Here is an 11,865-nt window from a genome sequence, read left to right on the forward strand (position 1 = left end):
GGGGCTGAACTGTTCAGCCGGCCAGAAGGGTCGGAGCTAACGGAGGGATATAAAATAAAATCAATTTTATCAGTACATTACAGAAATATGGCAGGAGCATGACAAACCATGCACCTGCCATTTCAGAGAGTTATGCGCCAGCCCAGAGGATGATGGCCAAGAGCTGCGGCGAGATGATCCGCAGGAACATCACCAGCGGGTAGACAGTGGCATAGGAGAGGGCGCTGGCACCGCTGGTCGGATGCATGGCGTTGGCAAAGGCCAGCGCGGGAGGATCGGTCATGGAGCCGGCCAGCAAACCACACAGGGTGAGGTAGTTCATCTTGCCATAAAGGCGAGCCAGCACCCCGACCACCAGCAACGGAATAAGGGTAATGGCGACGCCGTAGAGCATCCATGAGGGGCCATCGCCATGGATCAGGGTATCGACGAAGCCGGCACCGGATTTGAAGCCGACCACCGCCAGAAACAGCACGATCCCGATCTCCCGCAGCGCCAGGTTGGCACTGGGCGGCATGAACCAGTAGAGCTTGCCGATGCTGCCGATCCGCGACAGGATCAGCGCCACCACCAGCGGCCCACCCGCCAGGCCGAGCTTGAGCGCGGCCGGGAAGCCCGGCAGATAGAAGGGGATGGAGCCAAGCAGCACGCCAAGACCGATCCCGATAAAGACCGGCAGCATCTGCACCTGCTGCAGCTTTTGCTGAACGTTGCCGACCACATTGGTCACCGCTTCGATAGCATCGAGGCGCCCCACCAGGTTGAGGATGTCACCAAACTGCAGGCTGGTCTGGCTGGTCGGAACCAGCTCGATACCGGCCCGATTGAGGCGGGATATCACCACGTCATAACGCTGTTTGATGTCAAGATCGCGGATCTTCTTGCCCAACACCTGTTCATTGGTCACTACCACCCGCTCGACGCGCAGATCGGTGCCACGAGTCGAGAGCGAGGTCTCCACCTCCTCCCCGAGCACCAGCAGCACCTTGTGCAGCGCATGGCGCTCACCCACCAGGTGGAGCAGGTCGCCCAACTCGATGCGCGAATCGGGACGCGGCACCATCAGCTCATCGCCGCGCTTGAGCCGTGAACAGATGACATCGGCTTCGTCAAGACTCGGGATCTCGCTCAGCATCAGGCCATGCATATTGGGGTTGCGCACCGCGATGTTGATGGTCTGCAGGCTCTCCTTGGTCTTGCCGGTTTGCAGCTCGAACTGGGCGGCTTCCTCCTCAACCTTGATGCGAAAGAAGACCCTGATCAGCCACATGGTGAGCAAAATGCCGCAGATACCGAACGGGTAGGCAACCGCATAGCCCATCCCCATCAGACCGGTGGAGCCGGGAGCTGCACCCAGTTCACCCAGGATCTGCTGGCCCGCACCGAGCGAAGGAGTATTGGTGACTGCTCCGGAGAAGACCCCGAGGATCACCGGCAGCGGCACATCGAACAGCTGGTGCAGGGCCGCAGCGACCACGCCACCGAGCAGCACCAGCAGGGCCGCAAAGCCGTTGAGCTTGAGGCCGGAGCTGCGCAGAGAAGAGAAGAAGCCGGGACCAACCTGAATGCCGATGGTGTAGACAAACAGGATCAGACCGAACTCTTGAATGAAGTGCAGGGTTTTTTCATCCAGTGCGAGACCGGAGAGGCCGGCAAAGTGGCCGACTATGATGCCGCCGAACAGCACCCCTCCTATCCCCAACCCGACGCCATAGACTCGCCAGTTCCCCAGCCAGAGCCCCAGCACTGCCACCAGCGACAACATGCTGATGGAAAGCGCGATATCACTCATTGTGTGCATCCTTTGCGAATTGAACTGTCCTTAGCTTGTCAGCAAACGATGCCGCCAACTGTGTGATAACGCACGAATTTATCCTTTGGTGCGGCAAAAATACCAATTAAGGGTTAATTAAACGACATAGCCATAAATGGCCATAAAGTGACAAATGCTGCCCCCCAGCACAAACAGATGCCAGATGGCGTGGTTGTAGGGAATTCGCTTGGCCACGTAGAAGATCACCCCGAGGCTGTAGACCAGCCCGCCCACCGCGAGCAGCAGCAGCCCTTCACCAGCCAGATGGATATAGAGCTGATAGATAACCACCAGCGACAGCCAGCCCAGCATCAGATAAGTAAACAGCGACAACTTCTTGAAGCGGTTGATGAATATCAGCTTGAACACCACCCCGGCCAGCGCCAGCCCCCAGATCACCACCATCAGCCCGCGCGCCAGCGGCGTATCGAGCGCCACCAGCAGGAAGGGAGTATAGGTACCGGCGATCAGCAGATAGATAGCGCAGTGATCAAACACCTTGCACCAACGTCGCGCCTTGCCCTCCGCCATGCTGTGGTAGAGGGTCGAGGCGAGATAGAGCAGCACCAGACTGCCACCATAGAGGCTGTAGCTCACCAGCGCTTGCGTGCCCTGCCCCCACCCCTTGATGAGCAGCAGCACCAACCCGGCAATACCCAGCAACAATCCCGCTCCGTGGCTCAGCCGGTTGGCCAGCTCTTCCCGGGGGGAGTAATCCATCACACCACTCATAACATTCACTCCGTCATCATTGGCGACACTCTACCCAGCGCCATTTCAGAGTACAAGTGTTCGCTTAAAAAATGGGGTGGCTGTCACCCGCCCCCCTTTGGTGTATGCTCTGCCGCCGATGCCCGACAGAAGCGGCATAGACACCTACCCCGGTGACCTGGTCTGGAGAACCTGATGAAGTTGACTGAGCTGTTTGCACAAGCGGATCCCGCCTTTGGCGAGGCGATGAGCACCTTGCTGGAGACCTTCCACCACTCCGACGACAGTCAGGCCCCCTACCAGCGCGACCTGTTCACCCACCAGCTCGACCAGTCCCGCATGCCCGCCAGCGGCTGCTCGACCGAGGCCTATCTCGCCCGGCTGGCTACCCTGGTACCCGGCGCCTCTCACCTCACCTCGCCACGCTACATGGGTCATATGACGGCACCATTGCCGGCCTTCACTGCCGAGCTCTCCCGTCTGGTGGTGATGCTCAACCAGAATCCGATGAAGATGGAGTCCTCCCGTCTGCTCAGCTTTCTGGAGCGGGAGGTGCTGGCCAAGCTGCACCGCCTCATCTACGGCATGGACGATGCCTTCTACGGCGAACAGATGCATGCCAAGGATGCCGCCCTCGGCGTCATGACCAGCGGCGGCACCATCGCCAACGTCACCGCCCTCTGGCTGGCCCGCAACCGCGCCTGCGGCGACAACCTGTTCGCCCTCTACGAGCAGGGCTATCGCGGCGCCGTCATTCTCGGCTCCCAGCTGATGCACTACTCCTTCGACAAGGGGATGGATCTGCTGGGGCTGGGCGCCCGCAGCGTCTGGCGCCTCGAGACCGACGAGCAGAACCGGCTCAGTCTGGCCGCGCTGGAGCAGGCGCTGATCCAGTGCAAAGAGCAGAAATTGAAAGTACTGGCGCTGGTCGGTGTGGCGGGCAGCACCGACTTTGGCTCCATCGATCCCCTGCCGGAGCTGGCCGCCATCGCCAAACGCGAGCAGATCCACTTTCACGTGGATGCCGCCTGGGGTGGTCCAACCCTCTTCTCCCCCCGCTATCAAAACCTGCTGGCCGGGATCGAACACGCCGATACCGTAACTCTGGATGGCCACAAACAGCTGCTGGTGCCGCTCGGTACCGGCATGCTGCTCTGCCGCCAGCCCGACCTGATGATGGCGGTCAAACGGGAGGCGCCCTACGCCATTCGTGCCACCTCGTTTGATCAGGGCCGCTTTACGCTTGAGGGCACCCGCCCGGCCAATGCCCTCTATCTGGATGCCGCCTTCCAGTTGTTCGGCCAGCAAGGCTATGCCAACCTAATCGAGGCCAACTACGACCGGGCCCGACTGATGGCCGAGCTCATCACCAGTAATCCGGCCTTCGAGCTGATGTCTGCTCCGGTGATGAATCTGCTCTCCTATCGCTGCATCCCGCCCCATCTGCAGGGCAAGGTGCTGGATAAAGCGGCCAACGAGCAGATCAACGCCTTCAACGTAGCGCTGCAAAAAGCCCAGCGTGCCGAGGGGCACAGCTTTGTCTCCCGTACCCAGCGCGCCGTGGTGCGCTACGGTGCCCAACCCCTCACCCTGCTGCGCGCCGTGCTGCTCAACCCCCTGATTGAAGAGCGCCATATCCGCGACCTGCTGGCCGATCAGCAGCGACTGGGGATCACCATTGCTCGCCAACTGTTTGGCGGCAGCGCGGAACCGGCGTAAAAATGAGCGGTCTTATTCATTTGCCGTTGTCCACCGTGCAGGTAGACTGGGCAAAATTTGCAGGCCATCTTTGAGGACTAGGCGTCAGAAATGAAGCAATTTATTGAATTTATTCCACTTATCGTTTTCTTTGCGGTCTACAAGTTCTACGACATCTACATGGCCACTGGCGCCCTGGTGGTGGTCACCGGTCTGCAGCTCGCCTACAGCTGGATCCGCTATCGCAAAGTCGAGAAGATGCAGCTTTTTACCTTCCTGCTGGTCGGCTTCTTTGGCGGTCTCACCGTGTTCTTCCACGATGACACCTTCATCAAGTGGAAAGTGACCGTCATCAACGCCCTGTTTGCGCTAGGGCTGCTCATCAGCCGCTATGGCTTTGGCAAGAACCTGATCAAGCAGATGCTGGCCAAGGAGCTGCAGGCACCCGACGCCATCTGGGATCGGGTCAACCTCGGCTGGGCCGGTTTCTTTGCCGTCTGCGGCCTGCTCAATCTCTATGTGGCCTTCAACCTGCCGCAGGAGATGTGGGTCAACTTCAAGGTGTTCGGCCTGCTGGGGATGACGCTGGTCTTTACCCTGCTCAGCGGTGTCTACCTCTACCGCCACATTCCGGCTGATCAGAAAGAACAGCTGAAAAAATAACCCTCATCAGAAAAGGATTGTCTCATGTGGTATCTCATCTACTCCGAAGATGTTCAGGGCAGCCTGCCGCTGCGCAAGCAGGTTCGCCCCGCCCATCTGGCTCGCCTGCAAGCCCTGCAGGATGAGGGTCGGCTGCTGACAGCCGGCCCCAACCCGGCCATCGATGCCGAGGATCCGGCCGATGCCGGCTTTACCGGCAGCACTGTCATCGCCGAGTTTGCCTCGCAAGCGGACGCCCAGGCCTGGGCCGATGCCGATCCCTATGTGGCGGCAGGCGTCTATGCCAAAGTGACCATCAAGCCGTTCAAGAAGGTCTTCTGACCCGAAGCGCATAGCGAAATAAAAAGGCCGGACTGGAAGTTCACTCCAGTCCGGCCTTTTTGCATCCCGGTATCAGCCTCACGCCCTGGCGACAAACCAGGGGTTGAGGATGTCGGGCTTGTTGTAGCGCAGCGGTGAACCATCGAGTTGGGTGACGCAGCCCCCCGCCCCCTCCAGCACCGCCTGCGCCGCACCGGTATCCCACTCGCAGGTGGGGGCGAGGCGCGGATAGAGCTCGGCGCCCCCCTCGGCGATGATGCAGAACTTGAGCGAACTGCCCATGGAGACCAGCTCGATTTCACCAAACGGAGCCAAGAAATCGAAGGTCTCCTGCGACAGGTGGTTGCGACTGCCCACCACCCGCCACGCCTCTCCTTCACGATGAGGCCGGGTCTGGATGGACTCGCGCTTGCCATCGGCGATGCGCCAGGCCCCCGCGCCCTTGCCGCCGTACCAGAGCTTGTCCAGCACCGGTGCATAGACCAGCCCCCAGCGCGGCGCCCCCTCTTCAATCAGCGCGATATTGACGGTGAACTCACCGTTGCGGGAGACAAACTCCTTGGTGCCATCGAGGGGATCCACCAGCCAGTAACGGGACCAGCCGTGGCGCGCCGCCATCACCTCGGGCCCCGACTCCTCGGACAATAGAGGGATGTCGGGAGTCAGCCGTGCCAACGCCTGAACGATCACCTCATGAGCCCCCTTGTCGGCCGCGGTCAGCGGACTCTCGTCGCTCTTGTACTCCACCGCGAAGGGCTGGCTGTAGATGGCCATGATGGCCGCCCCCGCAGCGCGGGCGACAGGTTCAAGTTCGGTGATATCGGGGTGGTACATAACAGGCTCGATCAGTGAGTGAGAAACCCAGTCTATCGCGTTTGTCATCAACCGCTTATAGCTGATTGCACTGGATTATATTGCCCGCGCTTCTCCTGTCCCGTGCTGCCATCGGCCGGTACCAGCAGCACTTCGATACCGGCATTGCGCAGGCCGGAAAGAATATCGGCAGGCACGGCATCGTCGGTGATCAGGGTGTGAATACGCAGGGTATCGATGATCTTGTGCAGGCTGCGCCGGCCAAACTTGCTGGAGTCGGTGACCACCACAATCCGCTCGGCCACCTGACACATGCAGCGGTTGAGGCGTGCCTCATCCTCATGATGGGTGCTGACGCCGCGCTCCAGATCGATGCCATCCACCCCGAGAAACAGCATGTCAAAGTGGTAGTTTTGCAGGGACTGCTCCGCTTGTGCACCGTAGAAGGAGAGCGACTTGCGGCGCAGATGTCCGCCCGTCATCAACAGCTCCACCCCTTCTGCTTCGAGCAGTTCATTCGCCACGTTCATGCCGTTGGTCATCACCAGGATCTCCTGATGTCCCTTCAGATGACGCGCCACCTCCAGGGTTGTCGTCCCCGAATCGAGGATAAGGCGGCAACCGGAGGGCACCAGGGTCGCCGCCAGCGCGCCGATCCGCTGTTTCACCGGAGTATTGAGCACACTCTTGTCGGCAATGGTGCGCTCCGGCACCGTCTGGCCCGGCTCGCACAACAGGGCGCCGCCGTAGGCGCGCACGGCCACCCCCTGCTTCTCCAGAAAGGCCAGATCGTTGCGGATGGTCACGGTAGAGACCTGATAGTGACTCGCCAGCTCGTTGACCTGAACGCTGCCATTGCTGCGCAGCTGCTGAATAATCCGCTCCCGCCGCTCGCTGGTTCCGAGCGCACCTTTTTCGCTTGTTTGCATAGTTCTTCTGCCGGAATGCTGTAGTGAAAGATCGCTTTCACTTCGTTACGTTTGCATATTAACGCTCAGCGAAGGGGCCAAATCAAGCCTTCATTACGCTTTACCACCACTCTCATCATCTTTCCTCACTATTCAAAGTCTTTCGATACCTTTCTTTTTGTGATCCCTTTCAAGATCTGACGACTCTTTTGTTTCGTTTTCTTTTCCTCCCCACTACCGTAAAGAAAAGAAATCGAAAGAACATTTCCATACGCAGCAACCAAGGGACATCAAAATGAAATCCATGCTGGCACTGGTCGAAAGACATAAACAGGGAGAACAGACCGGGATCTACGCCGTCTGCTCCGCTCACCCGCTGGTGCTGGAGGCCGCGCTGCGGCTGGCCGCCGAAGGGGATGAGCTGCTGCTGGTCGAGGCCACATCCAATCAGGTGGATCAGTTTGGCGGCTATACCGGCATGACCCCCGCTGACTTTCGCGATCGCCTCTACGAGCTGGCGGCACAGTGTCACTTTCCGGCGCAGCGCCTCATTCTGGGGGGCGACCATCTGGGCCCCAACCGCTGGCAGGGGGAACCGGCCGAGCAGGCCATGGCCCATGCCGGAGATCTCATCGCCAGCTATGTCGCGGCCGGGTTCAAGAAGATCCACCTCGACTGCAGCATGTCCTGTCAGGGCGATCCCGTTCCCCTGACCGACGAGCTGGTCGCTGAAAGGGCGGCACGACTGGCGCAGATCGCCGAGCAAACCTGCCTGGCCACTTTTGGCGAGAGCGATCTGGTCTATGTGATTGGCACCGAGGTGCCGGTGCCGGGCGGTGCCCATGAAGATCTTGCCGAGCTGGCGGTCACCACGCCGGAGGCGGCGCGCCATACCCTCGAGGCCCATCAACAGGCCTTCAACAAGGCGGGGCTGGCCCATATCTGGCCGAGGGTGATCGGTCTGGTGGTGCAACCCGGTGTCGAGTTTGACCATACCCGTGTCATCGATTACCGGCCCGAAAAAGCGGCTCCCCTTAGCCGGATGATCGAAGCCTATCCCCACATGGTGTTCGAGGCTCACTCCACCGATTACCAAACTCCCGAGGCCTACCGCCAGCTGGTACGCGACCACTTTGCCATTCTCAAAGTCGGCCCCGCCCTCACCTTCGCCCTGCGCGAAGCGCTGTTTGCCCTTGCCGCCATCGAGGAGGAACTGGTGGTTGCAAAGGCCTGTTCAGGTCTGCGCAAGGTGATGGAAGAGACCATGCTGGAGCGCCCCGACTTCTGGCGCAGCCACTATCAGGGCAGTGCCAACGAGTGCCGGCTGGCCCGTGGCTACAGCTATTCGGATCGCATTCGCTACTACTGGCCCGATAGCCGGGTCGATGAGTGCTACGCCAGATTGCTGGCCAATCTGGCGGCGGAGCCCATTCCCTTGCCACTGCTGAGCCAGCATCTGCCCCTGCAGTATCGCAAGGTGCGTCAGGGCACGCTCTCGGCCAATCCCCATGACCTCATTCTCGATCAGGTGCAGGAGGTGCTGCGGCACTACGCCAGCGCCTGCACTGCGGCCTCTCGCCGCCATTCCCAGCTCGACCCCGTTGTATAAGGAGTTGCAGACATGATCCTTGGTTATCCAGAAGAGATGTTGCGCAGTGCCAATGGCCTGGCGACTGCCCGTGAAATTCGCCAGCAACCCGCCACCTGGCGCGAGACCCTCACCATGGTCGAGGAGTGCCGTCCAGCATTGACCCGTTTTCTGGCCCCCCTGCTCGCCCGGCAAGAGCTGCGCATTATCCTGACCGGGGCTGGCACCTCCGCCTTTGCCGGTCGGGCGCTCGCCCCCTATCTCTCGGCCCACCTGCATGCCCGGGTCGAGGCGATCGCCACCACGGATATCGTCACCGACCCGGCCGAGTATCTGGCCGAAGATTGCCCGACCCTGCTTATCTCCTTTGCCCGCTCCGGCAACAGCCCCGAGAGCGTGGCGGCGGTCGAACTGGCCAGCCAGCTGCTCAGCCACTGCCACCATCTGGTACTGACCTGTAACGGTGAAGGGGCGCTCTATCGCCGCTGCCAGCAAGATGCCCACTCTCTGGCCCTGCTGATGCCGCCCCAGACCAATGATCGCAGCTTCGCCATGACCAGCAGCCTGACCAGCATGATGCTGAGCTGTCTGGCTCTCTTCCTGCCAGAGCGGTTCAACCGCCAGCGCTGCGAGCAACTGGTCGCTACCAGTGACGCCATTCTGGAGCAGGTTGTGCAGCGCGTACCGGCCTGGAACGAGCCGTTGCCCGAGCGGGTCATCTATCTTGGCAGCGGCAGTCTGCAAGGGGTGGCGCAGGAGGCGGCACTCAAGCTGCTGGAGCTGACCGCCGGCCGTCTGGTCGCCATGTTCGACTCCCCCACCGGTTTTCGCCACGGCCCGAAATCGGTCGTCAACGAGCAGACGCTCATCGTGCTGCTCATCTCCAACGACCCTTACACCCGGCAATACGATCTGGATCTGCTGCGCGAGCTGCGAAGCGATGGCAAGGCCGCCCGGGTAGTCGCCATCGCCGACCAGCACCATCCCGCCATCGAGGAGGGGGAGCACATCTACCTGCCCCACCCCCTGCATGGCGACGATGCCCAGCTCGCCTTCTGCTACCTGCTCTATGCCCAGTACTACGCCTTCCATACCTCGCTGGAACTGGGGATCAGCCCGGACAATCCCTGCCCCACCGGTCAGGTCAACCGGGTCGTACAGGGGGTCAATATCTATCCGTTCCACCAAGAAGGAGTGCTGTGATGCCCAATATCGTATTGAGCCGGATCGATGAGCGCCTGATCCACGGTCAGGTCGGCGTCCAGTGGGTCGGCTTTGCCGGTGCCAATCTGGTGCTGGTCGCCAACGACGAAGTGGCAGAGGACCCCATCCAGCAGAACCTGATGGAGATGGTACTGGCCGAAGGCATTGCAGTGCGGTTCTGGCCGCTCCAGAAGGTGATCGACAACATCCACAAGGCGGCAGATCGCCAGAAGATCCTGCTGGTCTGCAAAACCCCGACCGATTTCAACACCCTGGTTCAGGGAGGTGTCCCCATCTCCCGGATCAACGTCGGCAACATGCATTACGCCGACGGCAAGCGTCAAATCCACAAGACCGTATCCGTGGACGAACAGGACATCACCGCATTTCGCGCCCTGCGGGACGCCCGTGTCGAGTGCTATGTCCAGGGCGTGCCGACCGAACCGGCACAGGACATTTTCAATTTGCTCTGATTAAGGACAATTGTGATGGAAATCAGTTTGTTACAAGGTCTGCTGCTTGGCATCCTGGCGTTTTTCGCCGGACTCGACCTGTTCAACGGTCTGACCCACTTCCACCGTCCCGTGGTGCTGGGGCCGCTGGTTGGCCTCATCCTCGGCGACCTGCCCACCGGTATTCTGGTGGGCGGTACTCTGGAGCTGGTCTGGATGGGGTTGGCCCCGCTGGCGGGGGCGCAACCGCCCAACGTCATTATCGGCACCATAGTCGGCGCCACCTTCGCCATCACCACCGGGGTCAAACCGGATGTGGCGGTCGGCGTTGCCGTTCCCTTCGCCGTTGCCGTGCAGATGGGGATCACCTTCCTCTTCTCGGTGATGTCGGGGGTCATGTCCCGCTGCGATCGCATGGCCGAAGCGGCTGACGTGCGCGGTATCGAGCGGGTCAACTACCTGGCACTGCTGGCGTTGGGCACTTTCTACTTCCTCTGTGCCTTCCTGCCCACCTACTTCGGGGCCGAACATGCCAAGGCGGCCATCGACGTGCTGCCTGCCCGCCTCATCGACGGCCTAGGCGTTGCTGGCGGCATCATGCCCGCCATCGGTTTTGCCGTGCTGCTCAAGATCATGATGAAGAACGTCTATATCCCGTACTTCATCCTCGGTTTCGTCGCTGCCGCCTGGCTCCAGTTGCCGGTACTGGCCATCGCCGCCGCCGCGCTGGCCATGGCCCTGATCGACTTCATGCGCACCACCACCCCGCAAGCTCGTCCTGTTCAGGAGGAAACCGAAGATGGCATCTAACAACACAGCTGCGCGGATCATCTCCAGCGCCGAACCGCACAATACCCGGCCACAATCCGACGACACCTATGAAGATCAGCAGCTTGGCGCCGAGCTGACCAAGCAGGATATCAACCGCTTTGCCTGGCGATCCCTGCTGCTGCAGGCCTCCTTCAACTATGAACGGATGCAGGCCTCCGGCTGGCTCTATGGATTGCTGCCAGCACTGCAGAAGATCCACACCAATCCGCGGGATCTCTCCCGGGCCATGAAAGGGCACATGGGCTTCTTCAACACCCACCCCTTCCTGGTCACCTTCGTGATGGGGATCGTGCTGGCGATGGAGCGCTCCAAGCAGAACGTCAACAGCATCCAGAGCACCAAGATTGCCGTCGGTGCACCACTCGGCGGGATCGGCGATGCAATGTTCTGGCTCACCCTGCTCCCCATCTGCGGCGGCATAGGGGCAGATCTGGCGCTGCAAGGCTCCATCATGGGTGCCGTGGTCTTCTTCCTGCTGTTCAACGTGGTCCACTTCGGCCTGCGTTTTGGTCTGGCGCACTACGCCTACCGCATGGGGGTAGCGGCCATTCCGGTCATTAAGGCCAACACCCGCAAGGTGGGCCATGCCGCATCCATCGTCGGTATGACGGTGATCGGCGCACTGGTCGCCACCTATGTGCGTCTTGGCACCACGCTGGAGATCACTGCCGGTGATGCAGTCGTCAAACTGCAGGCGGATGTGCTCGACAAGCTGATGCCCGCCTTCCTGCCGCTGCTCTACACCCTGGCGATGTACGCCCTGATCCGCAAAGGCTGGAGCCCGCTGCGCCTCATCGTCATCACGGTGGTACTCGGTATCGTCGGCAAGTTCGCCGGTTTCCTCTAATCCGGAGCCGGCAGCCA

12 protein-coding genes are annotated in these 11,865 nt (G+C 60.8%); 8 read left to right on the forward strand and 4 right to left on the reverse strand.

The window, feature by feature from the left end; translation table 11 throughout:
- Window positions 1-130 precede the first annotated feature (130 nt).
- Window positions 131-1,792 (reverse strand): putative transporter, encoded by a 1,662-nt coding sequence (locus tag I6L40_RS18960; RefSeq protein WP_071914768.1) that lies wholly within the window; start codon window positions 1,790-1,792, stop codon window positions 131-133.
- Window positions 1,793-1,909: 117 nt separating this feature from the next.
- Complete coding sequence (locus tag I6L40_RS18965; protein ID WP_071914770.1) at window positions 1,910-2,545, reverse strand: hemolysin III family protein; 636 nt, start codon at window positions 2,543-2,545, stop codon at window positions 1,910-1,912.
- Window positions 2,546-2,719: 174 nt separating this feature from the next.
- On the opposite strand from I6L40_RS18965, the gene I6L40_RS18970 reads away from it, so the two are divergent.
- The 3 genes from I6L40_RS18970 (at window position 2,720) to I6L40_RS18980 (ending at window position 5,206) form a co-directional block, all read left to right on the forward strand.
- Window positions 2,720-4,243 carry an aminotransferase class V-fold PLP-dependent enzyme gene (locus tag I6L40_RS18970; protein WP_216994709.1) on the forward strand — a complete coding sequence of 508 codons (1,524 nt, stop codon included), beginning with the start codon at window positions 2,720-2,722 and terminating at the stop codon, window positions 4,241-4,243.
- 90 nt (window positions 4,244-4,333) lie between these two features.
- Entirely contained in the window at window positions 4,334-4,885 is a 552-nt protein-coding gene (locus I6L40_RS18975; protein WP_041210614.1) for a septation protein A, read from the forward strand.
- A 24-nt stretch (window positions 4,886-4,909) separates the two neighbouring features.
- Window positions 4,910-5,206, forward strand: a complete 297-nt coding sequence (locus I6L40_RS18980; protein WP_033112808.1) for a YciI family protein — start codon at window positions 4,910-4,912, stop codon at window positions 5,204-5,206.
- Window positions 5,207-5,284: 78 nt separating this feature from the next.
- Here the strand turns inward: I6L40_RS18980 and cysQ are convergent, their stop codons facing one another.
- Window positions 5,285-6,040 carry a 3'(2'),5'-bisphosphate nucleotidase CysQ gene (cysQ, locus tag I6L40_RS18985; RefSeq protein ID WP_216994710.1) on the reverse strand — a complete coding sequence of 252 codons (756 nt, stop codon included), beginning with the start codon at window positions 6,038-6,040 and terminating at the stop codon, window positions 5,285-5,287.
- Window positions 6,041-6,087: 47 nt separating this feature from the next.
- Window positions 6,088-6,948 (reverse strand): DeoR family transcriptional regulator, encoded by an 861-nt coding sequence (locus I6L40_RS18990; RefSeq protein ID WP_104016662.1) that lies wholly within the window; start codon window positions 6,946-6,948, stop codon window positions 6,088-6,090.
- A 274-nt stretch (window positions 6,949-7,222) separates the two neighbouring features.
- On the opposite strand from I6L40_RS18990, the gene kbaZ reads away from it, so the two are divergent.
- From kbaZ to agaE, 5 genes are read left to right on the forward strand one after another with little or no spacing between them, the layout of a single operon-like run.
- Window positions 7,223-8,536, forward strand: a complete 1,314-nt coding sequence (kbaZ, locus tag I6L40_RS18995; protein WP_216994711.1) for a tagatose-bisphosphate aldolase subunit KbaZ — start codon at window positions 7,223-7,225, stop codon at window positions 8,534-8,536.
- Window positions 8,537-8,548: 12 nt separating this feature from the next.
- Window positions 8,549-9,718, forward strand: coding sequence for an SIS domain-containing protein (locus I6L40_RS19000; RefSeq protein WP_216994712.1), 1,170 nt, complete (start codon window positions 8,549-8,551; stop codon window positions 9,716-9,718).
- The gene (gene agaV / locus I6L40_RS19005; protein ID WP_159157552.1) at window positions 9,718-10,191 is read left to right on the forward strand and encodes a PTS N-acetylgalactosamine transporter subunit IIB; all 474 of its coding nucleotides are present in this window, start codon (window positions 9,718-9,720) and stop codon (window positions 10,189-10,191) included. The genes I6L40_RS19000 and agaV overlap by 1 nt, the downstream gene beginning before the upstream one ends.
- A 15-nt stretch (window positions 10,192-10,206) precedes the next feature.
- Entirely contained in the window at window positions 10,207-10,980 is a 774-nt protein-coding gene (gene agaW, locus I6L40_RS19010; protein WP_005354369.1) for a PTS N-acetylgalactosamine transporter subunit IIC, read from the forward strand.
- The gene (agaE, locus tag I6L40_RS19015) at window positions 10,970-11,848 is read left to right on the forward strand and encodes a PTS N-acetylgalactosamine transporter subunit IID (protein ID WP_005354370.1); all 879 of its coding nucleotides are present in this window, start codon (window positions 10,970-10,972) and stop codon (window positions 11,846-11,848) included. Before agaW ends, agaE begins: the two co-directional genes overlap by 11 nt.
- Window positions 11,849-11,865: the final 17 nt, after the last annotated feature.

Origin of the sequence: Aeromonas sp. FDAARGOS 1410 (assembly GCF_019048745.1) — a bacterium.
GTDB lineage: Bacteria > Pseudomonadota > Gammaproteobacteria > Enterobacterales > Aeromonadaceae > Aeromonas > Aeromonas jandaei.

Excerpts from the sequence above, each read along its gene's own strand:
- I6L40_RS18975 (WP_041210614.1), top strand. The coding sequence starts at position 4,334 with ATGAAGCAATTTATTGAATTTATTCCACTTATCGTTTTCTTTGCGGTC.
- I6L40_RS18960 (WP_071914768.1), bottom strand. The coding sequence starts at position 1,792 with ATGAGTGATATCGCGCTTTCCATCAGCATGTTGTCGCTGGTGGCAGTG.
- I6L40_RS18980 (WP_033112808.1), top strand. The coding sequence starts at position 4,910 with ATGTGGTATCTCATCTACTCCGAAGATGTTCAGGGCAGCCTGCCGCTG.
- I6L40_RS18990 (WP_104016662.1), bottom strand. The coding sequence starts at position 6,948 with ATGCAAACAAGCGAAAAAGGTGCGCTCGGAACCAGCGAGCGGCGGGAG.
- agaW (WP_005354369.1), top strand. The coding sequence starts at position 10,207 with ATGGAAATCAGTTTGTTACAAGGTCTGCTGCTTGGCATCCTGGCGTTT.
- I6L40_RS18965 (WP_071914770.1), bottom strand. The coding sequence starts at position 2,545 with ATGAGTGGTGTGATGGATTACTCCCCCCGGGAAGAGCTGGCCAACCGG.
- agaE (WP_005354370.1), top strand. The coding sequence starts at position 10,970 with ATGGCATCTAACAACACAGCTGCGCGGATCATCTCCAGCGCCGAACCG.
- cysQ (WP_216994710.1), bottom strand. The coding sequence starts at position 6,040 with ATGTACCACCCCGATATCACCGAACTTGAACCTGTCGCCCGCGCTGCG.
- I6L40_RS18970 (WP_216994709.1), top strand. The coding sequence starts at position 2,720 with ATGAAGTTGACTGAGCTGTTTGCACAAGCGGATCCCGCCTTTGGCGAG.
- kbaZ (WP_216994711.1), top strand. The coding sequence starts at position 7,223 with ATGAAATCCATGCTGGCACTGGTCGAAAGACATAAACAGGGAGAACAG.
- I6L40_RS19000 (WP_216994712.1), top strand. The coding sequence starts at position 8,549 with ATGATCCTTGGTTATCCAGAAGAGATGTTGCGCAGTGCCAATGGCCTG.
- agaV (WP_159157552.1), top strand. The coding sequence starts at position 9,718 with ATGCCCAATATCGTATTGAGCCGGATCGATGAGCGCCTGATCCACGGT.